Annotated in this window: 23 protein-coding genes and 1 pseudogene; 8 read left to right on the top strand and 16 right to left on the bottom strand. The window is 73.9% G+C overall.

Annotation, left to right across the window (positions count from 1 at the left end; genetic code table 11):
• The first annotated feature begins 2 nt into the window (after positions 1 to 2).
• The gene (hemQ, locus tag AC4IJH_RS21260; protein WP_490853380.1) at positions 3 to 737 is read left to right on the top strand and encodes a hydrogen peroxide-dependent heme synthase; all 735 of its coding nucleotides are present in this window, start codon (positions 3 to 5) and stop codon (positions 735 to 737) included.
• Between the two features lie 16 nt (positions 738 to 753).
• On the opposite strand, the gene AC4IJH_RS21255 is transcribed toward hemQ, so the two are convergent.
• The 8 genes and pseudogenes from AC4IJH_RS21255 to AC4IJH_RS21220 all read right to left on the bottom strand — a co-directional run bounded on the left by AC4IJH_RS21255 (position 754) and on the right by AC4IJH_RS21220 (position 10,188).
• Positions 754 to 2,313 (bottom strand): alpha/beta hydrolase, encoded by a 1,560-nt coding sequence (locus tag AC4IJH_RS21255; RefSeq protein WP_490853379.1) that lies wholly within the window; start codon positions 2,311 to 2,313, stop codon positions 754 to 756.
• Between the two features lie 135 nt (positions 2,314 to 2,448).
• On the bottom strand, positions 2,449 to 3,381 hold the full coding sequence (locus tag AC4IJH_RS21250; RefSeq protein WP_490853378.1) for a TIGR04222 domain-containing membrane protein: 933 nt from the start codon (positions 3,379 to 3,381) through the stop codon (positions 2,449 to 2,451).
• A gap of 186 nt (positions 3,382 to 3,567) precedes the next feature.
• The gene (locus tag AC4IJH_RS21245) at positions 3,568 to 4,842 is read right to left on the bottom strand and encodes a DUF1996 domain-containing protein (protein ID WP_490853377.1); all 1,275 of its coding nucleotides are present in this window, start codon (positions 4,840 to 4,842) and stop codon (positions 3,568 to 3,570) included.
• A 6-nt stretch (positions 4,843 to 4,848) separates the two neighbouring features.
• Positions 4,849 to 5,952, bottom strand: a complete 1,104-nt coding sequence (locus AC4IJH_RS21240; RefSeq protein ID WP_490853376.1) for a DUF4142 domain-containing protein — start codon at positions 5,950 to 5,952, stop codon at positions 4,849 to 4,851.
• 387 nt (positions 5,953 to 6,339) lie between these two features.
• Positions 6,340 to 7,401, bottom strand: coding sequence for a TIGR04222 domain-containing membrane protein (locus tag AC4IJH_RS21235; RefSeq protein WP_490853375.1), 1,062 nt, complete (start codon positions 7,399 to 7,401; stop codon positions 6,340 to 6,342).
• 5 nt (positions 7,402 to 7,406) lie between these two features.
• Positions 7,407 to 8,691 (bottom strand): annotated as a pseudogene (locus tag AC4IJH_RS21230) (MbnB/TglH/ChrH family RiPP precursor modification enzyme).
• A gap of 195 nt (positions 8,692 to 8,886) precedes the next feature.
• Positions 8,887 to 9,639 (bottom strand): LysE family translocator, encoded by a 753-nt coding sequence (locus tag AC4IJH_RS21225; protein ID WP_490853374.1) that lies wholly within the window; start codon positions 9,637 to 9,639, stop codon positions 8,887 to 8,889.
• A gap of 237 nt (positions 9,640 to 9,876) precedes the next feature.
• Positions 9,877 to 10,188, bottom strand: coding sequence for a DUF6191 domain-containing protein (locus AC4IJH_RS21220; protein WP_490853373.1), 312 nt, complete (start codon positions 10,186 to 10,188; stop codon positions 9,877 to 9,879).
• 77 nt (positions 10,189 to 10,265) lie between these two features.
• Between AC4IJH_RS21220 and AC4IJH_RS21215 the strand changes: the two genes are divergently transcribed.
• Positions 10,266 to 11,030 (top strand): nuclease-related domain-containing protein, encoded by a 765-nt coding sequence (locus tag AC4IJH_RS21215; protein ID WP_490853372.1) that lies wholly within the window; start codon positions 10,266 to 10,268, stop codon positions 11,028 to 11,030.
• A gap of 123 nt (positions 11,031 to 11,153) precedes the next feature.
• Here the strand turns inward: AC4IJH_RS21215 and AC4IJH_RS21210 are convergent, their stop codons facing one another.
• Entirely contained in the window at positions 11,154 to 11,501 is a 348-nt protein-coding gene (locus AC4IJH_RS21210; protein WP_490853371.1) for a hypothetical protein, read from the bottom strand.
• A 14-nt stretch (positions 11,502 to 11,515) separates the two neighbouring features.
• Positions 11,516 to 12,307 carry a peptidyl-tRNA hydrolase gene (locus AC4IJH_RS21205; RefSeq protein WP_490853370.1) on the bottom strand — a complete coding sequence of 264 codons (792 nt, stop codon included), beginning with the start codon at positions 12,305 to 12,307 and terminating at the stop codon, positions 11,516 to 11,518.
• Between the two features lie 214 nt (positions 12,308 to 12,521).
• On the opposite strand from AC4IJH_RS21205, the gene AC4IJH_RS21200 reads away from it, so the two are divergent.
• The 4 genes from AC4IJH_RS21200 (at position 12,522) to AC4IJH_RS21185 (ending at position 15,605) form a co-directional block, all read left to right on the top strand.
• The gene (locus tag AC4IJH_RS21200) at positions 12,522 to 13,199 is read left to right on the top strand and encodes an AIM24 family protein (protein WP_490853369.1); all 678 of its coding nucleotides are present in this window, start codon (positions 12,522 to 12,524) and stop codon (positions 13,197 to 13,199) included.
• Positions 13,200 to 13,363: 164 nt separating this feature from the next.
• Positions 13,364 to 14,365, top strand: coding sequence for an ATP-binding cassette domain-containing protein (locus AC4IJH_RS21195; protein WP_490853368.1), 1,002 nt, complete (start codon positions 13,364 to 13,366; stop codon positions 14,363 to 14,365).
• A 77-nt stretch (positions 14,366 to 14,442) separates the two neighbouring features.
• A complete protein-coding gene (locus tag AC4IJH_RS21190) occupies positions 14,443 to 15,111 on the top strand; it encodes an ABC transporter (RefSeq protein ID WP_490853415.1) in 669 nt (222 codons plus the stop codon).
• A 245-nt stretch (positions 15,112 to 15,356) separates the two neighbouring features.
• The gene (locus tag AC4IJH_RS21185; RefSeq protein WP_490853417.1) at positions 15,357 to 15,605 is read left to right on the top strand and encodes a hypothetical protein; all 249 of its coding nucleotides are present in this window, start codon (positions 15,357 to 15,359) and stop codon (positions 15,603 to 15,605) included.
• Between the two features lie 15 nt (positions 15,606 to 15,620).
• On the opposite strand, the gene AC4IJH_RS21180 is transcribed toward AC4IJH_RS21185, so the two are convergent.
• The 4 genes from AC4IJH_RS21180 to zapE all read right to left on the bottom strand — a co-directional run bounded on the left by AC4IJH_RS21180 (position 15,621) and on the right by zapE (position 20,244).
• Positions 15,621 to 16,433: a polysaccharide deacetylase family protein gene (locus tag AC4IJH_RS21180; protein WP_490853367.1), complete on the bottom strand. Its 813-nt coding sequence runs from the start codon at positions 16,431 to 16,433 to the stop codon at positions 15,621 to 15,623.
• Between the two features lie 118 nt (positions 16,434 to 16,551).
• Positions 16,552 to 17,526 (bottom strand): PPK2 family polyphosphate kinase, encoded by a 975-nt coding sequence (locus AC4IJH_RS21175; protein WP_490853366.1) that lies wholly within the window; start codon positions 17,524 to 17,526, stop codon positions 16,552 to 16,554.
• 62 nt (positions 17,527 to 17,588) lie between these two features.
• The gene (locus AC4IJH_RS21170; protein ID WP_490853365.1) at positions 17,589 to 18,956 is read right to left on the bottom strand and encodes an alkaline phosphatase PhoX; all 1,368 of its coding nucleotides are present in this window, start codon (positions 18,954 to 18,956) and stop codon (positions 17,589 to 17,591) included.
• Between the two features lie 163 nt (positions 18,957 to 19,119).
• Positions 19,120 to 20,244, bottom strand: a complete 1,125-nt coding sequence (zapE, locus tag AC4IJH_RS21165; protein WP_490853364.1) for a cell division protein ZapE — start codon at positions 20,242 to 20,244, stop codon at positions 19,120 to 19,122.
• A 68-nt stretch (positions 20,245 to 20,312) separates the two neighbouring features.
• Here zapE and AC4IJH_RS21160 point away from each other — a divergent pair, with 68 nt between their 5' ends.
• Both AC4IJH_RS21160 and AC4IJH_RS21155 read left to right on the top strand, forming a co-directional pair.
• Positions 20,313 to 21,104, top strand: coding sequence for a pyrimidine reductase family protein (locus tag AC4IJH_RS21160; RefSeq protein ID WP_490853363.1), 792 nt, complete (start codon positions 20,313 to 20,315; stop codon positions 21,102 to 21,104).
• Between the two features lie 144 nt (positions 21,105 to 21,248).
• On the top strand, positions 21,249 to 21,734 hold the full coding sequence (locus AC4IJH_RS21155) for an indole-3-glycerol phosphate synthase (protein ID WP_490853362.1): 486 nt from the start codon (positions 21,249 to 21,251) through the stop codon (positions 21,732 to 21,734).
• Positions 21,735 to 21,796: 62 nt separating this feature from the next.
• Here AC4IJH_RS21155 and AC4IJH_RS21150 read toward each other — a convergent pair whose 3' ends face one another.
• Both AC4IJH_RS21150 and AC4IJH_RS21145 read right to left on the bottom strand, forming a co-directional pair.
• Positions 21,797 to 22,570 carry an ABC transporter ATP-binding protein gene (locus tag AC4IJH_RS21150; RefSeq protein ID WP_490853361.1) on the bottom strand — a complete coding sequence of 258 codons (774 nt, stop codon included), beginning with the start codon at positions 22,568 to 22,570 and terminating at the stop codon, positions 21,797 to 21,799.
• Positions 22,567 to 23,655, bottom strand: a complete 1,089-nt coding sequence (locus AC4IJH_RS21145) for an ABC transporter permease (RefSeq protein WP_490853360.1) — start codon at positions 23,653 to 23,655, stop codon at positions 22,567 to 22,569. The genes AC4IJH_RS21150 and AC4IJH_RS21145 overlap by 4 nt, the downstream gene beginning before the upstream one ends.
• Positions 23,656 to 23,709 lie beyond the last annotated feature (54 nt).

Raw genomic sequence — 23,709 nt, 5'->3', positions numbered from 1 at the left:
GAATGGACGGCATGACTGACGCTTCCGCCACCCCCGAAAAGATCCCGAACGCCGGCAAGAAGGCCAAGGACCTCAACGAGGTCATCCGCTACACCCTCTGGTCGGTCTTCAAGCTCCGCGACGCCCTGCCCGAGGACCGCGCCGGCTACGCCGACGAGGTCGAGGAGCTGTTCGCCCAGCTCGCCGCCAAGGATGTCGTCGTACGCGGCACCTACGACCTCTCCGGCCTGCGCGCCGACGCCGACGTCATGATCTGGTGGCACTCGGAGACCTCGGACGCGCTCCAGGAGGCGTACAACCTCTTCCGCCGCACCAAGCTGGGCCGCGCCCTGGAGCCGGTGTGGTCCAACATGGCGCTGCACCGCCCCGCGGAGTTCAACAAGTCGCACATCCCGGCCTTCCTGGCCGACGAGGTCGCCCGCGACTACGTGAGCGTCTACCCCTTCGTGCGCTCCTACGACTGGTACCTGCTGCCCGACGAGGACCGCCGCCGGATGCTCGCGGACCACGGCAAGATGGCCCGCGGCTTCCCGGACGTGCGCGCCAATACGGTCGCGTCCTTCTCGCTGGGCGACTACGAGTGGCTGCTGGCCTTCGAGGCCGACGAGCTGCACCGCATCGTCGACCTCATGCGCCACCTGCGTGCCTCCGAGGCGCGGATGCACGTCCGCGAGGAGGTCCCCTTCTACACCGGACGCCGCAAGGCGGTATCCGAGCTGGTCGCAGGCCTGGCCTGAGCCACGTCCCGGCCGGTCAGCTGCCGGCCGGCGGCTCCGGGTCGGGCTCCCGGTGCGGTGCGCAGAACGCCTGCCGCCCGGGGGTCCGGCCCTTGAGCAGATAGTCCTCGGCGTACTTGTTCACGCAGTCGTTCTCGCTGAAGGCGATGCCGTGCGTGCCCGCGTTGCGCTCGGTCACCAGAGAGGAGCCGGGCAGCCTGCGCTGGAGCTCCAGCGCGCCCGGATACGGCGTCGCCCCGTCGCGCTCGGCGGCCATCAGCAGCACCGGCGGCAGCGCGCCCGGCGCGGTCCGTACGTCCATCGGCCGCTGCCCGCCGTCGGGCTTGGCCTTGTCGCCCTTGGGCCAGAAGGCGCAGGGCAGGTTCATCCAGGCGTTGTCCCAGGTCTCGAACGGGGCGATGCGCGCCACGCGGGTGTTGTCCCGGTCCCAGGTCTTCCAGTCGCGCGGCCAGGGCGCGTCGTTGCACTCCACCGCCGTGTAGACGGCGTTGCCGTTCTCCTCGTCGACGGCCTCCTCCGGCTTGGGCGCGGCCTGCGCGATCAGCGGCTTGGCATCGCCCTTGAGGTACGCGGCCAGCGCGGCGGCCCGCAGCGGCCAGTAGCCGTCGTTGTAGCCCGCCTTGAGGAAGGCGGCCTGCAGCTGGGCCGGGCCGACCTTGCCGCCCGCGGGGTGGTGGCGCAGCTCGTCGCGCACGCTCTCGTACGAGCGCAGCACCTCGGCCTCCGTCCTGCCCAGGCCGTAGGTGGCGTGGTGCTTGGCCATCCAGCGGCGGAAGTCGCGCCAGCGGCCCTCGAAGGCGATGTTCTGGTCGAGGTTGTTGCGGTACCAGATCTGGCCGGGCTCCGGGTTGACGACGCTGTCGAAGACCATGCGGCGGACGTGGCCGGGGAAGAGCGTCGCGTAGACGGCGCCGAAGTACGTCCCGTAGGAGGCGCCCATGTACGTCAGCTTCTTCTCGCCCAGTGCCGCGCGCAGCATGTCCAGGTCGCGGGCGTTGTTGAGCGTGGTGTAGTGCGGCAGGGCCGCCCCCGCGTTGCGCGCACAGCCCAGCGCGTACGCCTTCGCCTCGGCGACCTTGGCCCGCTTGAACCGCTCGGAGGGGTTTCGCGGGCTGTCGGTGGGCGCCTTGGTGAACTCGGCGGGGTCCTGGCAGGAGAGCGGGGCGGAGCGGCCCACCCCGCGCGGCGCGTAGCCGACGAAGTCGTACGCGCGGGCGACCTTGCGCCACTTGGGGAGGGTGCCGTACATGGGGAAGTCCATGCTGGAGGCGCCCGGCCCGCCGGGGTTGAAGACCAGCGCGCCCTGGCGCTCGGCGGGCCTGCCGGTGGCGCGGACGCGGCTGACGGTCAGCTGGATCTGCTTGCCGCGCGGGCGGTCGTAGTCGAGGGGGACGGTGAGCCTGCCGCACTCGACGGTGGCGGGCAGGTGCTCCTCGGGGGCGCACCGGCCGAAGGAGATGGGGGCCGGGGCCGGGGCCGGTGGTGTGGTGGAGACGCCGACGCCGCCCGCCGGGGCGGCGGCGAGGGCGGACAGGACCAGTGACCCGATGGTGCCGTACAACGCTACTGCTCTCACAAGCCGTCCCTTCGTACAGGAAGTGTTGTCACCAGCGCGTGCGCACATGTGACGCACGGCATTTGGCACAACGAACAAAAGGGATACTTGGTGCGGGAGTTGAGGATGTAAAGCACCCGGATGCGGTGTCGGTGGCTATGCCCCGGATGCGTGGAGCGCGGCGCGCAGGGCCGGGTCGGGCAGGGCGTCCGGGCCGTGCAGGGCCAGTGCGGACAGGGCCGCGCGGGTGTCGTCGGCCGGGCGGCGCGGGGCGCCGCGCCCGGCGGGTGCGCCCTCTGTGGTACGGGCGTCGGCGCTGTCGAGGAGGCCGTCCGTCGCGCGCAGCAGGTCCTGTCCGGCAGGGGAGGCCCAGCCGGTGTCGGCGGGGATCTCCACCCGGGCGATCGCCCAGGTGCCGAGGGTGAGCACCAGGGGCAGCGCGAACCACGCGGCCAGCGGGCCGTGGCCGGTGTCCGAGGGCAGCAGCAACAGGGTGGCGAGGGCGATCAGCAGCACCAGGGCGGAGGCGCCCTTGACCTGGCGGAGCGCGCTGGCGATGTCGGTGCGGGCCGCGGTGGGGACCGCCAGGCCCGCGGTGACCAGCCGCTCGGTCAGGGCGCGGACCGGCTCGGCGGCGGCGAAAGCGCTCCGCACGGACGGCACCCGGGACTGGCCCTCGGGGCCGATCGCGGTGATCACGCTGCGCTCCATGTCGTCGTGGCCCTCGGTGTCCACGACGGTCGCCCAGCCGGTGTGCGCCAGGTGGAGGCGGCGCTGGGTGGCCATGGCCACCAGGCAGACGTCGGCCACCCGGTGGGTGCCCCCGGCCAGGTAGGCCGCCTCGTACAGGGTCAGACGGCGCAGCGAGGGGACCTCACGGTCGGGGCCTGCGGCGCCGGGCGGAGGGGTACCGGGCGGGCGGGTACCGGGCGGGCCGGCGTCGGGTCTCTGGGCGGTGTCGGGTCTTTGGGCGGCGTCGGGTCTCTGCACAGTGTCGGGTCGTTGGGCGGCGGCGAAGGCGGCGCGGCACAGCCGGGCGCAGGACAGCGCCGCCACCACCCAGGCCACCATGAGAAATATGAGCCACATGGCCGAGTTCTACTGGACGGGGCGGTGAAGCGCCACGGTTGTGTCCAATATTCGGGCGTGGGGCGGGTGGGGCCTGGGGGCTGGGACGGGCTGGCCCGCCGGGTGCGCCGGCGTGGGCTGGGGCGGGCCGAAGGCTGCCGGGCGCCTCGGCGTGGGATGGGGGCTGCCGGGCGCCCGGCGGACCGGTCAGTCGCAGCGGCGGCCGGAGTTGATGCAGCGTACGGCCGTGTCCATCAGCGCGCGCGGCATGAAGTTGGCGAAGTCGGCGTGGTCGGTGACGGGCTTGTGCAGCTGCTCGGGGAAGCTGTCGACGGCGAAGGCGAGCGGCCGGGCGGGGACGGCGTAGGTCAGCCGCATCCGCAGCTGGGGCACGGCCCGGGTGCCGCTGGGGCAGCTGCCGTCGGCCCGGTCGGGAAAGGCGAGGTGGCCGCGGTGGTCGGCGCTGTCGGTGTTGGCGCCGTCCCAGCAGCTGGGGAAGTCCAGCAGCCGTACGACCTGGCTGCCGCGCGGACACAGCGGGTACTTGTCGGTCAGGCGGCGGTTCTCCTGACCCGTACAGGTCCACTGGGCGCGGGCGTTGGCGGTGCCGTTCGTGGCCGCCTTCGCGTCACCGGTGATGGCGCGCAGCGCCTCGGGCATCGCGGTGACCTTGGAGGTGGGGTTGCCGAGGAAGGTCAGCGAGACGCTGCGGGGGGTCAGTACGCGGCCCACGTTGCCGTCGGCGCCGCCCTCCTGGTCGGCGTCGGTCCCGCGCAGGCGCAGCACGGGCCAGAAGTAGGTGGACTTGTCGCCGCGGGCGCAGGTGGTGCCGGCCGCGCGCAGCGAGTCGTCGGTGGAGAAGGCGTCGGTGGAGAGGTTGCCGACGTAGTCGTGGAGGTGGTGGGCGCCGTTGCTCACGCCCGGCGTGACGATGAAGTTGTCCGGGTTGTTGTGGCCGTTCTCGTTGCGGCCGCAGCGGGTGGTGAAGGCGCCGGTGGAGGCGTCGCGGCCGGCGCGGGGGCGCTGGGAGTCGGGGCGTACGGAGCGGATGTCGACGAAGTCGTCGGGGGAGGGGCCGCCCTGGTCGACGTGGGTGCCGGAGGGGGAGTCGGGGCCATGGGAGTTGTTGGTGTTGTCGGCGTTGTTGGAGTCTTCGGGGTTGGCGGGGTCGGCGGGGTCGGCGGAGGTGTCGGGGCTGTCCGGGGCGTCGGGGTTCTGGGAGGGACCGGCGGGGGGATTGTCAGTGGGGTCTGTCACGCTGGGTAACGAGTTGGAGGAGGAAGGCGATGCGGACGGGGGAGCGGGGTCATGGGCCGAGGCACTGCCGGTGACGGCGGCGAAGGTGCCAGCGGAGCCGAGCAGCGAGAACAGCGCGATGAGCACGAGGTGCTTGGCGCTGAGACGGCGGCGGTGGCGCGCGGGAGACGGGGGAGAGCTGCCGGGCGCGGGGCGGCGGTCGGGTTCGGGAGGCCGGTGGGGCATGGGGGATCACTTCTTCTCGTGCTGAGGAGACTTCTCGTGGCGAGGAGCCTTGTGGTGCTGGGGGCTTTGGTCGGGGCGGAGGGCTTCTTCAGGGGGAAGGGGTTGTTCGGGCGGAAGGGGGTGTCCGGGGTGCGGGGGCTGTTTCTTCGGGGAGTTCTTCCGGGCGGCCGGGTGCCGCTCGGCGTGCGGGGCGGTACGGCCGGTCCGGTCGGCCCGGTTGCTCTGGCCGGTCCGGTCGGCGTGGCTGCTCGGGTCGGCCCGCCTGGCGTGGCTGCTCTGGTCGGCCCGGCTGGTCCGGTCGGCGCGGTTGTTTCGGCCGGTCCGGCTGGTCCGGTCGGGCCGGTCGCTGGTGGCGGTCGGGCTGCGCAGGTCGGCGGGTGGGGTCGCGGGCGGAGGCAGCGAATACGTCGCCGACGGTGACAGCGGCACCGGCGGCGCGGCGGTCGCGGCCCCGATGGACGGCGGCGCGGCGGTCGGGCTCGGCGGCGGGGAGGCGGTCGCGGCTTCCCTGGCGATGGCGTCGAAGTCGACGAACCCGGTCTGTTCGAGCACGGCGATGTGGTCCAGGACGGTGGTGTTGGCGCTGTCCGCCAGCCCCCGGACCAGCGTGTTGCGGGTGGTGGCGCGCACCTGCGCGACCACGGTGAAGACCTTGCCGTGCGCGGCCCGCAGCAGGTTGGCGAACGTCCGGTCGTACTGTGCGCCGCGCGCCGCCGTCAGCTGGGCCAGCCAGTCCCGCTGCTGCGCGGTGGGCCGGTTGGGCAGGCTCAGGGCGAGCTGGGCGGCCAATTCCCGTACGCGGCGGTCGAGTTCGGCGTGGCCCTCGACGAGATGGTCGCCAGCGGTCCGTACGGCCCGGGTCGTGCCGCGCTCCTGCGCCTGCCGGCCCGCGGGCAGCTCCCACAGCCCGGCCAGCCGCACGCGTTGCACGAAATCCCGGTCCAGCGCGGACAGCGGGCCGAACTGGGTCGCCACGGTCTGTGCGTTGACGCCGCCGGGGCCGCCCCCGCCGCCGTTGCGGCCGGCGAAGGACAGGACGGGGAAGAGCAGCGCGGCGGCGGTCGCGACGAGCGCGGTGACGACAAGACCGGTTCCGGTGACGCTTCGCATGGTGCCTCCTGGTGCGGCACCGCACGCTAGTGCGCGGTGTGCCGCACCCGGCACCCGTTCGGGGAAGCCCGCTCAACGGGCCGCCCCCGCTGGTACGTTGACCGGTTGCCCGTGGCGGCCGGAGGGCGGCAGGCAAGCCCGTACGCGCACCCCGCAAGGCATCGCGGGCCAGGTGAGAGCCTGCCGGCAGGGCCTACGGCCTGTCGTCAACGTCCCGTCTGCCTGGCGGCGTCTGGCACGCACGCTCGCCGCGTTGTCGGGCTCACCCTGGTACACCCGGCACCGGGGCGACCCTCCGCCTCGCGATGTACCGCACCAGACGCCCCCAGGCCCGCCCTCCGGGCGAACGGCGGGGCTTGGCCGACAGGCCCGACGGCCCGGGCGGTGTCAGCTGCCGCAGCTTGAACCGCTGCTGCAGCTGGAGCTGGAGCTGCTGCACGACGAACTGCTGCTGCTTCCGCAGCTGGAGCTTCCGCCGCAGGAGGAGCTGCCGCAGCTGGAGTCGGAACCGCTGTCGGCGGAACCGCACCACGAGGTGTCCGAGCCCGAGCCGCCCGGCCACACCCACCACGCGTCCGAGCCCGAGTTTGAGCCGGACGAGCAGGAAGTGGCCGCCGCCGACGAGGAGTTCGAGGACGACGCCGAGCCGGACCAGGACGAGGCACCGGCCGGCGCGGCGGCCAGGGCGCGCTGGGCCTCGTCCAGCTGCTCGCGCAGCGCGCTGTCGGTGAGCATCACGATGCCGCCGAGCGCCACCGCCACCGCCGCGGTGCTGCCGGCCGCGGCGATCGCGTCCCGGCGGCTGGCCCTGCGGTACCGCTTCACCGCGAAGCTCCCGGCCTTGGTCACCCGGCGGCTCACGGCCCTCCTGCAGACCGTGGCGACGATGAAACCGACGATGGCGGCGGGCGCCACCTTGAAGGGGAAGGGCAGCTCCCACGGACCCGTAGGAATGATCTTGGTGACGGTCAGCAGCACACTCAGCGCGAAGCCCACCAGGCACACCCAGCGCTGCCAGGTGGCCAGCTTGCGCCAGGGGCGGCCGGGGCCGGGGTGCCGCATCAGACCGCGCAGCCGCAGCTCGTCACCGATGCCCTGGACGGCGGCGCTGCGCATCACCGCCTGGCGCAGGGCCGCGAGCGAGCCGTCCGGGATGCGGGCCAGCGACTCCAGTACCGCGGACTCCACCGCGTCGCGGGCGACGGCCTGCCGTACGGTCACCACCCCCGGACCGCCGACGGCCAGCCGCCCGCGCGCGTGCAGACCGGCGATGGCGGTGTCCGCGACCCGCGCCGGGCCGCCGGAGAGGAACGCCACCTCCCACACGTTCCGGGCGCGCGCGGTGGTGAGACGGGCGGACGGCGTCGCCAGGTTGATCCGGACGGCGGCGATGACGAGCAGCAGGGAGGAGACGGCGACCGCCAGGGTTGCCAACAGTGCGACGGACATAGCGGTTACCTCCTGTGCAGGGCGAGCCGGGCGGCCCGGACGAAGCGGGATATGCGGGTGCCGGCCGGGGGCCGGGGGCCGGAGCGGTCCCGCCACCACTGGGTCAGCCGCTGCCGCGCGGCCGGGTCGGCCGGGCGGTCCAGGGCCAGCAGATGGACGGCGAAGTCGAGTGCGTCCTGCCGGTAGCCACCGCTCATCGGGCGGCCCCGCGCGTAGGCGAGAAAGGCCGGCCGGTAGTCCCTGCCGAGGATCTCCGGCAGTTCGGGAGCGACCTTGGCGACCACCGACGCGCGCTTGGCGGCCAGCGAGCGGCTCTGGATCAGCAGCCGGCCCCGGTCGAACCCCTCCGGCGGCGGGGTGTCCGCGACGAGCGCGGACAGCAGCGCGGTCTGCGCCAGCGCCAGCCGCTGCCGCGCCGCGTCGGTGGCTTCGGACAGCTCCGGCCGCTCAGACGGCTCCGGCATGGCGGGCCTCCTTCACCACGGCGCGTATCGCGTCCAGTTCCCCGGCGAGCTCTCCGGCCTGCGGGAAGTCCTCGTCGCGCTCCAGCAGCACACCGGGCGGCAGGGTGCGGGCGCACAGCTCGGCCAGGACGTCCAGCACGGGCTGGGTCACCGGGTGGGCGTGGCTGTCGTGCCACACGCCGTCCTTCTCCACACCTCCGGCGACGTGTACGTACGCGATGGCCTCGACCGGCAGTTCGTCCAGGGCGAGCGCGGGGTCCTCGCCCCGGTTCACATGGTTCGTGTGGAGGTTGGCGACGTCGATGAGCAGGCGCACCCCGGTCCGTTCCACCAGCTCGGCCAGGAACTGCCCCTCGGTCATCTCCTCGCCCGGCCAGCTGATCAGCGCCGCGATGTTCTCCAGGGCGAGCGGCACGGGCAGCGCGTCCTGTGCGATACGCACGTTCTCGCACAGCACGTCCAGCGCATCGCGGGTGCGCGGCACGGGCAGCAGGTGCCCGGCCTCCATCCGCGGCGAGGCGGTCAGCGGGCCCCCGGCCCGTACGAACGCGATGTGCTCGGTGACCAGCGGCGCGGCCAGCGCCTCGGCGCGCTCGGCGAGCGCGGACAGCCGCCCGGCGTCCGGGCGTTCGGCACCGCCCAGTCCGAGCGAGACGCCGTGCGGCACCACGGTCGTACCGCGCCGGCGCAGTTCCTCCAGAGCGTGCGGGAGGTGGCCGGGACAGATGTTCTCCGCCACGACCTCCACCCAGTCCACACCGGGCAGCCCCGCGATCTCGTCCGCGATCTCCGGCCGCCAGCCGATCCCCGTACCGAGGCGTTCCATGGTCGTTCCCCCCTAGCTCTGACCTTGCTGTGTGCGCTGGTGCGCGGCGCGCGCCCACGCTGCCGCGCGCTCCGTGATGTTCGGTACTGATGGCCCCCGCGCGCAGGGGCGAACCCTGTACGGGCCCGATTCAGAGCTTGATTTGAGCTTCTTCGGCGCGCGGTCCGGGCGGCACCACAGGCGTGATCCGCGGGGTCATCCGGCGGCCTCGGCGCCGACGGCGAGGCCCAGCGCGATCAGCACGCCACCGGTGGCCTGGTCCAGGCGGCGGCGTACGCGCGGGCGTTGGAAGACGGCGCGGGCCCGGTGCACGGCGAGGGCGACGGTGCCCAGCCAGAGCAGGCCCAGGGCGGCGTGCACGGCGACCAGCAGCAGCGTCGTGGCGACCACCGGCGCATCGTGCGGGATGAACTGCGGCAGCAGCGACATATAGACCACGCCGACCTTGGGGTTGAGCACATTGGTCAGCAGCCCGGTACGGAACGCCCGCCAGGGCGACAGCGTGGGACCGCCGGCGGGGCCCGTACCGCCGTCGCTGGCCGTACCGCCGGCGATTCCCGTCGCGTCCGTGCCGCCCGTCGCGTCCGTGCCGCCCGGGGCGCCCGCCGAGCCCGGCAGACCGGCTCGCTCCGCCGCCTCGCCAGGCTCCCGCCGGGCAGCCTGGCGGCGGGCGCCGCGCAGCGCCTGGAAGCCCAGCCACACCAGATACAGCGCCCCGGCGATCCGCAGCACGTCATAGGCGACCCGGGAGGCCGACAGCATCGCCGTCAGCCCGACCGCGCCGGCCAGTCCCCACACGAAGCACCCGGTGGCTATGCCCAGCGCCGACCACAGCGCGGCGCGCCGCCCCGAGCCGAGCGCGGTGCGCAGCACCACGGCCAGGTCGGGACCGGGGGAGACGGTCAGCAGCGCCGCGACGACGGTGAAACCGATGATTGACGTGATCACAGCACGAAACGGTACGTCCCCGGCTTCGGGCTCCGGCGCCCACCCCCGCCTTCGTACGGCCACGGCCGTACACCGCCCGGCCTGCGACGATGCCGACCGCCGACCGCCCCGCCCACTACGGGCCTGCTTCTGCTGCGAGCTCGCGCCCCACTGCGGTCCTGCTTCTGCTGCGAGCTCGCGCCCCACTACCAGCCTGCTTCCGCTACGGGCTCGCGTCCCGCCGGGGGACTGCCCCTGCTACGGGACCGCGCGCCGTATCACCGCGCGCCCCGCGTCCAGGTCGACGCGGGTGCGGTGCGGCGGGGCGCCGTCCTCCTCGTCGTCGCGCAGCGCCAGCGAGGTCTGGCGCTGCTTGAGTTCGTGCTGCTTGCCCGGAGAGAGGCTCGCGTGCAGCTGCTCGAAGCCGGTCGCCGAGATCTGCCCCTGCCGTCCGCCGCGCCACGGCAGCAGACCGGCCCGGCCCATACGCAGCATCAGCTGGTCGGCGAAGGCGATCACCGTCAGCAGGATCACCAGGCCCGGCAAGGTCATGAAGACGACGAAGCCCATACGCCGAGTATGGCGCGGTGCACCCCTTGCCCGGAATGCCGGGGGCTGCTGCTATGACCCGTGGGGGGTGGTGCATCGTGACCGAGCGGCAGGACGGGCCCGGCAGGTACGGGGACCCGTGGGAGCCGGCATGCGGCGGTGGGCCCGGTGTGCCGGGCGGGGAGTGGGAGGCGAAACCGGAAGCGCGCTATGCCCTGGACCCGGACCGGCTGTTCCTGCCGCCCGACGACGACCTCGCGCCCAACCGTCCCGGCGAGGCACTCCGCGCCCGCCTGGCCGAGCAGCCGCGCGCCGCCGTCTCGCTGTTCCTGGCCCGGCTGCTGGGCCGCCGCCCGCCGCAGGACGCCTGGCGCCGCGGCCTGGCGGGCCAGAGCACGGTCGGCGCCGAACTGGACCGCCTCACCGCCAGCGGCTGGTACGTACTGCACTCACTGCCGCTGCCGCCCGAGGCCGACATCGACCACCTCCTCATCGGCCCCGGCGGGGTGCTGTGCATCGACACGTATCTCCTGCGCCGGGCCCGCGTGATGGTGGGTGAGGACGGAGTACGGGTCAACCGCGGCCGCCGCCCGCAGCCTTACGTCCGCATCGCCCGCCAGGCGGCCCGGCGCGCGTCCTACGTCCTGAGCCGGGGCTGCGGCTTCCGGGTGCAGGCGAGGCCGGCGCTGGCGTTCGTGGGCGCGTCCCGGGTCGAGACCGACGCTTCGGTGGAGGACGTACGCGTCGTCCCCGACCCGCGGGAGATCGCCGCGCTCGGATCGCTCGGCGGGGTGCTCGCTCCCGTACGCGTGGAGCGGGTCTACACGGTGGCCAGGAACCGCCGCACCTGGCTCACCGCCTGACGCGCGACGGCCTGATGCACGAGGGTCTGACGCGCGAGGGTCTGACGCGCGACGGTCTGACGCGCGAGCGCCTGATGCATGAAGGCTTGACGCACGACCGCCTGACGCGCGCCCGCCCGCCCCTCAACTCCCGGGCTGCGGGGGTATGTTCGGCCCGAGCGGCCGCCGTCCGCCCTCGCCCCCGGCCTGCCGTATGTGCACGACGCCGATGTCCAGGTCCACATGGACGGGCGGCTCCTCGGCGGGGCGGACGTTCTTGCGCACCCGCTCCTGGGCCAGGGCCTGCTGGGCGTGGCCCGCGCCCGGAACGACCCCCTGGGCGAACTCCGTGCCGATCGACGACAGGCCCTTGCGCCTGCGCCAGTAGATCCAGCCGCGCCGCTCGCACCACAGCAGCGCCCGGTCGGCGAAGAACAGCGTGGATCCCAGCGCGGCCACCCCCGCCAGCACATTGACCACCCAACTCCCCATGCCCCCAGAACGGTTCAGCCGTCCGCGGCGTTCCCGTCCGCACCCTGTGATCCACGCAGTGCGGGGTGGTCGGCGATGACCGTGGCCGAGCCTGCCGGGATTTCGGTGAAACCCGCGTCGCGGACCACCGGCAGCCCGGCGGTGTTCAGCCGCTCCCAGTCCGCGGGCGGTGCGGTCCGTACGGCCAGCGGGAAGCCCGCCGCGCGCCAGGCCGCGCGCCGCGCCGGGGTCAGCTCCCACCACGCCAGCTGCGCGCCGTGCCCGGCCTGGGCCATGGCCTTGCCCGCCGACATCTCCAGGGCGGGATTCAGCCACAGCACCGGGACCTCGGCTTGGGGGGCCGCCGGAGGGTGCGGATCGTCCAGGTCCGTCCCCGAGACCTGGAGCCTGGCCAGGTCCTTTGGCCAGCCGTCCAGCGGCACCGGCGGGAAGACCCGCACCTGGGCGGCGTCGCCCGTGACCGTGATGCCCGGCAGCGCCTCCGCCCGCCGCCACTCGGCGCCGCGGGCCCGCCGTACCACCTTGCGGATACGGGCGTCCTGCCAGTCCCGTACGGCCCGGGCCCACTCGCCCTCGCCCGTCGCGCGCTCGTCCGAGAGCAGCACCAGCACCGCGCGCGCCGCCGTCCCCAGGGCGTCCGTACGCGACGGGGGCTCGGCCCGCTCCACCCGCACCACGAGCGGGAGCACGAACTGCGGGGCGGCGTCCCGGTCGGTCTCCTCGTGGCGGAACGGGCTGGAGGGGGAGCGGGTGGCGGCTGTGTCGGCGGGGGCGGTGGTGTCCGTGTCGGCATCGGTGTGGGTCACACAAGCCAGTGTGCCAGCCGCCGCCGACCGTGCCGGGGCCGTCCCCGCCCAGGTCAAGGCTCCGCCGGGCTGCCGTGACGGGCGGGCGCGCGCACCACACCGTACGGATCGGCCGCTCACGGCACCCCAGGAATCCACCCGCTCACCGGCCGAAGTGCGCCACAGTCCGGTGAAGGGCCGGGGTGGCGCCGAGGGGTCGCCGTACGATCCGGGCATGCACAGCGACCTCTTCGCCTCCGAGCACATGGTCACCCCGGCCACCGCGCCGGGCATGACCCAGCAGAACGCCAAGTCCATCAAGTACGCCGTCCAGGGCGAGTGTTACGCCCGCCAGGGCTCGATGGTCGCCTACCGCGGCGACCTGAAGTTCGAGAAACTCGGCCAGGGGGTGGGCAAGTTCCTCAAGCGCGCCGTCACCGGCGAGGGCCTGGCCCTGATGACCGTGCGCGGCCAGGGCGAGGTGTGGTTCGCCCACGAGGCCGCCAATGTCTTCATCGTCGACCTCGCGCCCGGCGACAGCCTCACCGTCAACGGCCGCAACGTGCTGTGCTTCGACCCGACGCTGTCCTACGAGATCAAGGTCGTCAAGGGCGCCGGGATGACCGGCGGCGGCCTGTTCAACTCCGTCTTCACCGGCCACGGCAAGCTCGCCGTGATGTGCGAGGGCAACCCCATCGTCATACCCGTCTCGCCGCAGGCCCCGGTCTTCGTCGACACCGACGCGGTCGTGGGCTGGAGCGCCTCGCTGCACACCTCCATGCACCGCTCGCAGAGCATGGGCTCGATGCTCCGCGGCGGCTCCGGCGAGGTGGTCCAACTCCGCCTGGACGGCGAGGGGTTCGTGATCGTACGCCCCAGTGAACTGCGCCCCGAGAAGACCGCGGGGAACTGATCCGGCCGCGGCAGGCGTTGAGGGGACGGCGGTGGCCAGGGGGACGGCCGGGCCGTGACGGCGGGATGCGACGGCGGGGCCGTGGCGACGAGGACAACGGGGAAACGCGGGCGATGGGCAGGGCGAGGGCGGCAGGGGCAGTCGCGTCGACGGGACGGCCGCCGATGAGGCTGGACAAGGTCGGCCGCCGCTACGGCCTGCGCGGCCCCTGGGTGCTGCGGGGCATCGACCTCATCGTGCCCCCGGGCGCCCTGCTGCGCGTCGAGGGCCCCAACGGCAGCGGGAAATCCACCCTGTTGCGGCTCCTGGCGGGCATCGACGCCCCCAGTACGGGCCGGATAACCTGCCGTCCGCGCACCGCCTACGTCCCCGAGCGCTTCCCGGCCGCGCTGCCCTTCACCGCCGTCGGCTACCTCACCCACCTGGGCCGGGTGCACGGCCTGCGCGGCGCCGAGGCCACCCGCCGCGCCCACACCTGGCTGGAGCGCTTCGGGGCCGCCGAGCACGCCCGTACGCCCTTGTCCGAACTCTCCAAGGGCTCCACCCAGAAGGTCGCCGTCGCCCAGGCGCTCCTGGCCGAACCCGGCCTCCTCGTCCTGGACGAGGCCTGGACGGGCCTGGACCGCACCGCGCGCACCACCCTCGACGACGCGGTCACCGAGCGCGTCGCGGCCGGTGCCACGGCCGTCTTCGTCGACCACGACCCACGCCGCCTGGCGGCCACCGCCGACACGGTCCTGCGCGTCGAGGGCACGGCCCTGCTCCCCACGCCGCCCGCGGCTTCCGGTGCCGTCGGACCCGGCAGCGCCGCCGCGCCGGAAGCTGCTCCCGGGGCCGCCGTACAGGCCGGGACCGCCGCCGGTGAGGAGACTCCCGCACGGTCCGGGACCGCCGCCGGTGAGGAGACCCTCGCACGGTCCGGGACCGTCGAGATCGAAGCCGAAGCGCCGCCGGGGCAAGGGCCCGGAGGCTCCACGCAGCAGTGGTCCGCGTTCGCCGTCGCACTGCCGGGCGCCCCCGCAGTGGAGATCGCGACGGGCGGCGTGCTGCGCCTCTCCGTCCCCGCCGCCCACTCCGACGCCCTGCTGCACGCCCTCCTCACGGCCCGCCCGCCGTGGCACATCCGGGGCGTCCGCACGCTGAGCGCTCCGCCGCGCCCCAGCTGACCGTCGGCCCCGGCCCCGTACACCGATCCCCCTCCAGCCCCCCGATCTCACCGAGGCAGCACCCCGTGACCGCACCCCTGCTCCCGCTCCTGCGCTATCAATCGGCCCTGCTGCTGCGCTCGCACCGCTGGCTGCCGCCGGTCATCGTGTACGCCGCGTACCTGGTCATCGGCGTACAGACCGGCGGCCCCATCCTCGACTCCTACGGTTACGCCGCCGCCCCGCTGCTCCCCGTCACCGCCTGGCTCGTCCGGGCCGCCGTCACCAACGAGCCCTCCGCGGCCCGCAATTGTGCCGCCGCTGCCGCGGGACCGGCCCGCGCCCACCTCGCCTCCGTACTGGCCGGCGCGCTCGCCGGGACCGTCCTCGCACTTGCCGGTACGGCGTACGTGGCGCTCCTGGCCGACCCGCACGCCTCCGACCACCGCACCCCGGTCCCGGTCCTGCCCGCGACCGGCGCCGGCCTGCTCGCCGCGCTCGCCTGCGTCCTTCTGGGCGTCGCGGTCGGCGCCCTGTGCAACCGGCCGATCCTGCGCAGCCCTGCCCAGGCGATCCCCGCGGGCCTGCTGGCCGCGCTCTTCCTCCTGGTCCTGGCCCCCTCGCCCGCCAACGCCGCCGTCACCGGCCTGGTCACCGGCTCCTCGACCGGCACCATCACCCTCCCCTGGCTCCCCCTGATCGCCACCGCGGCGATCGCCACCACCGCCGTCGCCCTGGCCTGCGCCCTCGACTCCCGCCGCACCTGACCCGGCCGCACACGGCGAGCACGCCCCAGGGCGTGGAGGCGCAGCCCCTGGGGCCTGTCGTCACAGTCCCGTCTGCCTGGCGGCGCCTGGCACGACACCTCTTCCCCACGCCTGAACGGGCACGGGAGGTGCCCCCTTCACCAGATGCCGCCAGGCCCACCCTCCGGGCGAACGACGGGACGTTGACGACAGGCTCCATGGCCGTCCCCTCGGAGGCCCGGCACCTGCCGCAGTAGGCTCGATCCATGCCCGACGCACCCTCTCCGGCGCCGTCCGACCCCGCAGCGCCGTCTGCGGCCTCGGCCCCTACGGTCGACGGTTACTGCACCCCGGCCGTATCCGTGCCCGAGCCCGCCACCGCCGCGGCGGCTCCGCCGTACGCGGACTGTGTCCAGTGCGGCGAGCCCACCGAGTACCCGGTCACCCGGCCCGGCGTGGTGCTGTGTCCGCAGTGCGAGTGGCTGGAGGCGCAGCGGTCGGCCTGCTCGGGCTGACCTGCCCCGGTCCGCTCACTCCAGCAACTCCGATACCTTCACCAACCGGTAGCCGCGCGCCCGGAGTTCGGGGACGATGCGCCGTACCGCCTGTTCCGTCACCGGCGCGGCGCTGCGGGTGCAGTGCAGCACCACCACCGAGCCGGCGCGGACTCCCGACAGCACCTGGTCGGCCACCCGCCCGGCGTCGCGGGCGAACGCGTCGCCGCTGACCACGTCCCACTGCACCGCCGTCACACCGGCCGGGCCGGTCGCGCGCAGTGCGCGGTCGTCGTAACAGCCGCCGGGGAAGCGGAAGTAGGGCACCGGGCGGGGGACTCCGGCGCGGCGGAAGGAGGTGAAGGCCCGTTCCACATCGCCGCGCATCGCCTCGGGGGCGACGGTGGGCAGGCCGTAGCAGGAGGGGGTGAAGGCGTGATGGCTGTAGGAGTGGTTGGCGACCTCGAAGAGGGGATCGCGGCCGATGGACCGGGCCTGGTCCGGGTACTGCTCGGCCCACCTGCCCGTCATGAAGACGGTCGCCGGGACCTTCAACCGGCGCAGGGTGGCGATGAGTCGAGGGTTGTCGAAGCGTTCGCCGCGGGCCGCGCGCGGGCCCTGGTCCGCGGTCATGTCGGCGTCGAAGGTCAGCGCCACTTGCCGCTCGCCCGCGCCCTCGCGCCGCCCGTGCTCGAAGACGGGGGTACGGCCACCGGGCCCCGCCGCGAGCGTGGGAACGCCGGTCGCCGGGGAGGAGGCCGGGGGAGCGGGGGTACGCGGCGGCGTTGGCGGCGGCGCCGTGGCCGGTGCCGGGGCGCCACAGGCGGCGAGCCCTGAAGCGGTCACCATCAGTAGTAGCGGCACGAGAGAAACGGGGCAAATGCGGCCACGAGAGCGGTTGATCATAGACGGAGCGTAACTTTCGGTTCGCCCTACGCCCTCGCCCTACGCCCCGCCCGCCACCCGCTCAGGTCGCCAGCAGCCGCCCCCGCGCCTCCTCCACATCGAAGTCGGCCGCCGGATACTTCGGGTCCATCCCCTCCAGGTGCTCCAGCAGCAGGCGGCTGATCGCCCAGTTGCGGTACCACTTGCGGTCGGCCGGGACCAGGTACCAGGGCGCGACCTCGCTGGAGCAGCGCTCCAGCGCCAGCTCGTACGCCTGCTGGTAGGCGGGCCACAGCGCGCGCTCCTCGATGTCGCCCGTGTTGAACTTCCAGTGCTTGTCGGGGTTGTCCAGCCGCTGCAGCAGGCGCTCGCGCTGCTTCTCGTAAGAGATGTGCAGGAACACCTTCACGAAGGTCACGCCGGACTCGGCCAGCGACTCCTCGAAGCGGTTGATCAGCCCGTAGCGGCGGCCCAGTTGGCTGCGCGGGACCAGCTCCCGCACCCGTGCGATCAGCACGTCCTCGTAGTGCGAGCGGTCGAAGATGCCGATCTCGCCGGGCTGCGGCAGGGCCAGCATGATCCGCCACAGGAAGGGGTGGCTCTTCTCCTCCTCCGTCGGCGCCTTGAAGGCCTTGATGCGGCAGCCGGACGGGTTGAACAGGCCGATGACGTGCTTGACCGTGCCGCCCTTGCCCGAGGTGTCCATGCCCTGCAGGACCAGCAGCAGCCGTCGTCGGTCGCCCGCCGTGCTCGCCGCGTACAGCCGCTCCTGGAGGTCGGCCAGCCGCTCGCCCATCGCGGCCGTCGCGGCGCGCCCGGCGGCCTTGTCGCCGGGCGCGTCCGGGCCGCCGGGTGTGGCCCTGGTGTCGTACGAGGCCAGGGAGACCCGCTCGCCGGGCGGGATACGCAACAGGTCACCCAGCCGGGCGGGGACAGGGGCGGGCGGCTCGCCGCCGCTGCGCCCCGCCTTCTTGCCGCCCTCCGCCCGGTCTTCCTTCCTGCCCTTCTTGCCCTTCCCGCTCTTCCCGTCCTTCGCCCGGTCCTTGTGCTCGGCCACAGCGCACCCCTTCCGGTGTTGCCCCCTTACCGATCCTGGGGCGCGACGGCGGGGCGCGCCAGTCAGTCGGCCCAGGGGCCGGTGACCGCGAAGGTGGTGCCGGGCGTGTAGCAGTTGACGTACATCGTGCGGTGGTCCGGGGAGAAGGCGACCCCCGCGAACTCGCCCCACTCCGGCTTGTCCGGGGTGCCGATGTTCTGCCGCCCGCGCGCCACGGGGTGGACCCGGCCCCGCCGGGTGAGCCCGTAGACGTACTGGGCGCCGTCGCCGTCCTCGCACACCATCAGGCCGCCGCCGGGCGCCAGGCAGATGTTGTCGGGGGACTCGCCGGGCAGCTGGATGTCGGTGTCCGGGCCGAAGACGACGACCAGGGTGAGCCGGCGGCGCGCGGGGTCGTACTTCCAGACCTGGCCGAAGTGGGTGGCGGCCGACCCCTCGGTGCTGCGCGCGTAACTGGAGACGAAGTACGCGCAGGAGCCGCCCCAGTAGCAGCCCTCCAGCTTCTGTGCGTGGGTGATGCCCTTGGGGCCGAAGTCCTGGAGGCGGACGGGGGTCTGCCGGGCGAGCGGGTCGGGGACGTCCACCCACTCCACGTGCTCGAAGCACGCTCCGGTCTCCCGGACGGCGGACAGGTCCGGCACATCCGGTACGCGCATCGCCTGGAGCGCACCTCCCGCGCGCAGCGAACCGCGCCCGCCCAGCGGCTTGCGGGGGCGGAAGCGGTAGAAGAGCCCGAAGGGGCGGTCGAAGGCGTCCTCGGTCTCGTAGACGGTCCCGTTGCGCGGGTCGACGGCGACGGCCTCGTGCTGGAAGCGGCCCATGGCCGTCAGCGGTACGGCGCCGGTGCGCCGCGGGTCGTAGGGGTCGACCTCGAAGATGAAGCCGTGGTCCTTGGTGTGGCCCTGCTCGCCCGCTCTGACCTCGGTCTCCTCGCAGGTGAGCCAGGTGCGCCAAGGGGTGGGCCCGCCCGCGCAGTTGGTGGAGGTGCCGGCGATGGCCACGCGCTCGGCGGCCACATTGCCCCGCCGGTCCAGCTCCAGGGCCGTACACCCGCCCTCGGCGACGGGGTCGTAGGTCAGCCCTTCGACGGCGGGCACGCGCACCCGGGACTTGAGGCGGTTCTCGTGGTTGCGTACGAGGTGGGTGCGGCCGTGTCTGCCGGGGAAGGCCGCCATGCCGTCGTGGTTGCCGGGGACGGGCCCCTCCCCGGAGGACATCGGGGCGCCCTCGCGGGAGAGGACCTTGTAGCGGAACCCCGCGGGCAGGTCGAGCAGCCCGCGCGGGTCGGGGATCAGCGGGCCGTAGCCGGTGCGGCCCATGGACTGGGCGGTGGCGGTACCGGCGAAGATCTCCTGGATGCTCCCGGCGAAGGCGATGGACGCCCCCAGTGCGCCGGTGCGTGCCAGGACCTGACGTCGTGTAGCGGACATACGGCAACTCCCTGCTGGCGGACAGGAGATGTGATCCGCATGTGTGTACCACGCGCTCCGGGCGCCGGGAACCGGTCGCGTAGCGACGTACCGCAAAGAGTGAGCCCGGCACAGCCGGCCCGTCCGGCGTCCGAGGACAGCCGGCCCGCAGGGCGGCTCCCGGCTACGGCGCGGTCAGCGGCCCCGCGTCCCGGGCCAGCGCCGTCAGCCGCGAGATGGCCCGGAAGTACTTCTTGCGGTACCCGCCGCGCAGCATCTCCTCGCTGAACAGCTCGTCGAAGGGCTTGCCCGAGGCCAGCACCGGCACCTCGCGGTCGTAGAGGCGGTCGGCGAGCACCACCAGGCGCAGCGCGGTCGACTGGTCGGGGACGGCCTGGACGTCGGTGAGACACACGGCCCGGATGCCGTCGCACATCGCGCCGTACCGGCTGGGGTGGACCCGGGAGAGGTGCTCCAGCAGGGAGGGGAAGTCGTCCAGCGAGGCGCCGGGCGTACGGTACGCGGCGCGGGTGACCGTCGCGTCGTCGTACGGGGCGGGAGCCTCGGGCAGCCCCCGGTGGCGGTAGTCCTCGCCGTCGATGCGCAGCGGCCTGAAGTGCGCGGACAGGCCCTGGATCTCGCGCAGGAAGTCGGCGGCGGCGAACCGGCCCTCGCCGAGCTTGCCGGGCAGGGTGTTGGAGGTGGCGGCCAGCGCCACGCCCGCCTCGACGAGCTTGCCCAGCAGCGAGGAGACCAGGACCGTGTCGCCGGGGTCGTCCAGCTCGAACTCGTCGATGCACAGCAGCCGGTGGCCGCTGAGGGTGCGTACGGTCTGCTGGAAGCCGAGCGCGCCCACCAGGTTCGTCAGCTCGACGAAGGTGCCGAAGGCTTTGAGCTCGGGGGCCGCGGGGGCGGCGTGCCACAGCGAGGCCAGCAGGTGGGTCTTGCCCACGCCGTAGCCGCCGTCGAGATAGACGCCGCGCGGGCCCTTGGGGGCTTCGGCCTTCTTGCCGCCGAACCAGCGGCGCTTGCCGCCGCCGGCCGCCGTGGCGCCGCCGATCCCCGCCGCGAAGGTGCTCAGGACCTGTACGGCCTCGGTCTGGCTGGGCTGGTTCGGGTCCGGGATGTACGTGGCGAAGCGCGCCTGCTGGAAGCGGGGCGGCGGCACCATCTCCGCGACCAGGCTCTCGGCCGGGACGTGCGGCTCGCGCGCGGTGAGCGCGGCGGGCGCCACGTCCTCCGACGGTCCGGCCTGCGGGCCGGCGGGGTCGGTTATGGGGGAGGGCTGCGGGGACTCGGAAGGCGACACAGCCGTCCAGCCTAGCCGCTGTGCGAGAGGGGTCGGCCCGATGAGCGAGGCATGTCACACTGCCGCCTATGCGACGCCTGTTCCCCTCCCCTGTCCCCTCGGCAAATCCGCCCATCGACCTCGACGACCGGGAGTGGGGGCTCGGCGAACTGGCCGACGCGTACGCCTATCCCCAGCTGCCCCGCGAGGACGGCCGTACGGGCTGGCTGCGCGCGAACATGGTCTCCTCCCTGGACGGCGCGGCCCACCACGACGGACGCTCCCAACCGCTGTCCTGCGACGCCGACATGAGGATCTTCGGTGTGCTGCGGGGGCTGGCGGACGCGGTGGTGGTCGGGGCGGAAACGGTCCGCCAGGAGGGCTACCGCCCGGCCCGCGCGCGGGAGGCATTCGCCGAGCGGCGGGCGGCCGCCGGGCAGGGCCCCGCCCCCGCCATCGTGGTGATCAGCGCGAGCCTGGCCCTGGATTTCACGCTGCCGCTGTTCACCGAGCCGCTGGTGCCCACGGTCGTACTGACGGGGGCGGCGGCGCCGCAGGAGCGGGTGGAGCAGGCCCGCAAGGCGGGCGCGGAGGTGGTGCTCGCGGGCGAGGGCACCGGAGTGGACCCCGCCAGGGTGGCCGGGCTGCTGGCCGAGCGGGGGCTCACCCGGCTGCTGACCGAGGGCGGCCCCAGGATGCTGGGGCAGTTCGCGGCCTGCGGGGCGCTGGACGAACTGTGCCTGACGCTGGCGCCGCTGGTCGCCGCCGGTGACGCGGCGCGGATCGTGAACGGTCCCGGGCTGGCGGTGCCGGAGCGGTTCGCACTCGCGTCCGTGCTGGAAGAGGCCGGGTTCCTGTTCACCCGTTACCGTCGGTCCTGACAATCGGCGGAATTACCCGTTCCGCTTAGCTTCGGTTGGGCACACTTAAGGCACGCAGGCCCCGTGCGGCAGCGGGGCAGGATGGTTTCTGTTGGGCTTTGCCCCCAGGGGCGGCCCCCGGAGATGAGAAGAAGGGCGCCCGTCGTGTTCACGAGCGTATTGATGATCGAGAAGCCACTGACGCCCGCCGACGTGGAGTTCGTCACCACGCTCCACGGCGAGGACCCGGTCTCCTTCGTCGTCCTCATGCAGCCGCGCGGCGAGCAGGACATCCTGTTGCGGGCCATCGACGACGTCGCCCTGGGCGAGTTCGACGAGGCCGTACGGGAGGGCGAGGAGCCCACCGGCGATCAGGCGGAGCTGCCCGCGGGACGCGGTCTGACCCACACCCTGGAGGCGCTGCGCGCCGCGGGCGCCGAGGCCGTCGGGCAGCTGGTCGAGGACCACCCGCTGGACCTGCTGCGCTCCGTCGTCGACGAGACGGGCGCGGACGAGGTGATCGTGCTGACCGCCCCGCACTACGTCGAGGAGTTCTTCCACCGCGACTGGGCCTCCCGCGCCCGCCACAAGGTCGGCGTGCCCGTCCTCAAGCTCTTCTCGCACGCGGCGGACGACCCGGCGGACGTCTGAGGCCCCGGGCCCCCGGACCCAGGGCCCCTCGCTCTACGCGCGACGACCGACCCCCGCCCCGTCTAACGGCCGGGCCCCGCCCCCGCAGGCGAGCCGATCCGCCCGTCCCGCACCTCGACGATCTCGTCCACCGCGTCCAGATGGGCCCGGTCGTGCGTGACCAGCACGGTCGCCGTGGCGCGCTGATGGGTGAGCGTGGTGAGCAGATCCAGGACCGCCGCACCGCGCTCGTGGTCCAGCGCGCTGGTCGGCTCGTCCACCAGCAGCACGGCCGGCTCGTTCATCAGCGCCCGCGCGATATTGATCCGCTGGCGCTGGCCGCCCGAGAGCTGATGCGGCCTGCGGCCCGCCTGAGCGGCCAGCCCCACCGCCTCCAGCAGCTCCAGCGCCCGCCCCCGGGCCGCCCGCGGCGAGCGGCCGTCCAGATGCGCCATCACCTGCAACTGCTCCGCCGCCGTCAGCGACGGCAGCAGATTGGGCTGCTGGAAGACCATGCCCACCTTCGTACGGCGCAGCGCGGTCAGCTCGGCACGCCCCAGCCCCGCCGTGTCCCGGCCGTCGATCACCACCCGGCCGCGGTCCGGCACGATCAGCGTCGCGGCCACCGCCAGCAGGCTGGACTTCCCCGACCCCGACGGGCCGATCACCGCGGTCATCGAGCCGGCGGGAACGGCCAGCGAGACATCGTCCAGCGCGGTCAGCCGGGAGCCGCCGTCGGGGTAGGTGAGGGTGACACCGGACAGCTCCAGGCCGCCTCGGCGGTCCACGGCCGCCGGGGTCCGCTGCGCCGCTGAGTTCTTCGGGGTCTGCGCGGGCGAGGTGTTCTTCGGGTTCATCGGGCACTTCCCAGGGCGGTCAGCGGGTCTACGGAGGTGATACGGCGGATGGACAGCGCCGCGCCGACGGCCCCCAGCGCGATCATGACCAGGGCCGGTACGAGCACGGTGGGCGCGTCCAGCACGAACGGCACGGCGCCGCCGATCGCCGCGCCCAGCCCCGCCGCTATGACGGTGCCCAGGCCCGTACCGATCACCAGCAGGACCACGGCCTGGCCCAGCGCGTCCCGCAGCAGATAGCGGGTCGGCGCGCCCAGCGCCTTGAGCACGGCCACGTCCCCGCTGCGCTGGATCGTCCAGACCGTGAAGAACGCGCCGATGACCAGCGCGGAGATCGCGAAGAGGAAGCCCCGCATCAGCTGCAGAGAGCTGTTCTCGGCGGAGTAGGAGGCGATGGCCTGCAGCGATTCGGTGGTGGTGACGGTCTTCGTGTCCAGGCGCCGGTCGGCGGCGGCCAGATCGGCACCGGAGCCGGTGGTGAGCGCGGTGACGGTCGCGCCGGAGCCCCCGCCGCCCGGCAGATGGCGCCAGTCGCCCAGCGAGGCCCAGATCACCGGCGTGTGGCTGAACATCGCCGTACCCGACACGGCCGCCACCGTCAGCCGGCGCCCGGCCAGCGTGAAGCCGTCCCCGGCCCGTACGCCCAGCGCCTGTGCGGCCTGCTCGGACAGGACGGCGCTGCCGTCCGCGATCCGGCCCGCCTCGGGCGCGAGCCCGGAGCCGGGACGCACCCCGAAGGCGGACACCGCCGCCGACTTCTGCGCCGCACCGGCCCCGCCCGCCTCGGCCTTGCCCGTCGCGATCCCCAGCGGCTCCGCGCGCTCCACGCCCGGCACCTTCGCCCACTGCTGCCAGGTCCGCTCCGCGACCCGGGAGTCCGAGAAGGAGACGCCCTTGCCGTCGGCCGGGGCGGAGAAGGCCAGGTGATCGGCGGGCAGCGAGGTGATCGCGGAGGTGTTGTCCCGGCCCAGGCCCGCCGTCAGACCGGACAGCAGACCCACCAGTACGGTGATCAGCACGACGACCGTGCCCATCAGGGCGAACCGGCCCTTGGCGAATCTCAGGTCTCTCCAGGCGACGAACACGGGTCCTGGCCATCCTCTGCGGTCCGGGGGGGGGGGGGGGGGGGGGGGGGGGTG

The sequence above is a fragment of the Streptomyces sp. UF-297 genome (assembly GCF_058245575.1).
The sequence above is the reverse complement of the archived record's forward strand: the minus strand, read 5'-3'. Positions and strand labels throughout refer to the sequence as shown.

Excerpts from the sequence above, each read along its gene's own strand:
- AC4IJH_RS21210 (WP_490853371.1), bottom strand. The coding sequence starts at position 11,501 with ATGGGGAGTTGGGTGGTCAATGTGCTGGCGGGGGTGGCCGCGCTGGGA.
- AC4IJH_RS21180 (WP_490853367.1), bottom strand. The coding sequence starts at position 16,433 with ATGGTGACCGCTTCAGGGCTCGCCGCCTGTGGCGCCCCGGCACCGGCC.
- AC4IJH_RS21240 (WP_490853376.1), bottom strand. The coding sequence starts at position 5,952 with ATGCGAAGCGTCACCGGAACCGGTCTTGTCGTCACCGCGCTCGTCGCG.
- AC4IJH_RS21200 (WP_490853369.1), top strand. The coding sequence starts at position 12,522 with ATGCACAGCGACCTCTTCGCCTCCGAGCACATGGTCACCCCGGCCACC.
- AC4IJH_RS21250 (WP_490853378.1), bottom strand. The coding sequence starts at position 3,381 with ATGTGGCTCATATTTCTCATGGTGGCCTGGGTGGTGGCGGCGCTGTCC.
- hemQ (WP_490853380.1), top strand. The coding sequence starts at position 3 with ATGGACGGCATGACTGACGCTTCCGCCACCCCCGAAAAGATCCCGAAC.
- AC4IJH_RS21220 (WP_490853373.1), bottom strand. The coding sequence starts at position 10,188 with ATGGGCTTCGTCGTCTTCATGACCTTGCCGGGCCTGGTGATCCTGCTG.
- AC4IJH_RS21185 (WP_490853417.1), top strand. The coding sequence starts at position 15,357 with ATGCCCGACGCACCCTCTCCGGCGCCGTCCGACCCCGCAGCGCCGTCT.
- AC4IJH_RS21160 (WP_490853363.1), top strand. The coding sequence starts at position 20,313 with ATGCGACGCCTGTTCCCCTCCCCTGTCCCCTCGGCAAATCCGCCCATC.
- AC4IJH_RS21150 (WP_490853361.1), bottom strand. The coding sequence starts at position 22,570 with ATGAACCCGAAGAACACCTCGCCCGCGCAGACCCCGAAGAACTCAGCG.
- AC4IJH_RS21245 (WP_490853377.1), bottom strand. The coding sequence starts at position 4,842 with ATGCCCCACCGGCCTCCCGAACCCGACCGCCGCCCCGCGCCCGGCAGC.
- AC4IJH_RS21170 (WP_490853365.1), bottom strand. The coding sequence starts at position 18,956 with ATGTCCGCTACACGACGTCAGGTCCTGGCACGCACCGGCGCACTGGGG.
- AC4IJH_RS21235 (WP_490853375.1), bottom strand. The coding sequence starts at position 7,401 with ATGTCCGTCGCACTGTTGGCAACCCTGGCGGTCGCCGTCTCCTCCCTG.
- AC4IJH_RS21195 (WP_490853368.1), top strand. The coding sequence starts at position 13,364 with ATGAGGCTGGACAAGGTCGGCCGCCGCTACGGCCTGCGCGGCCCCTGG.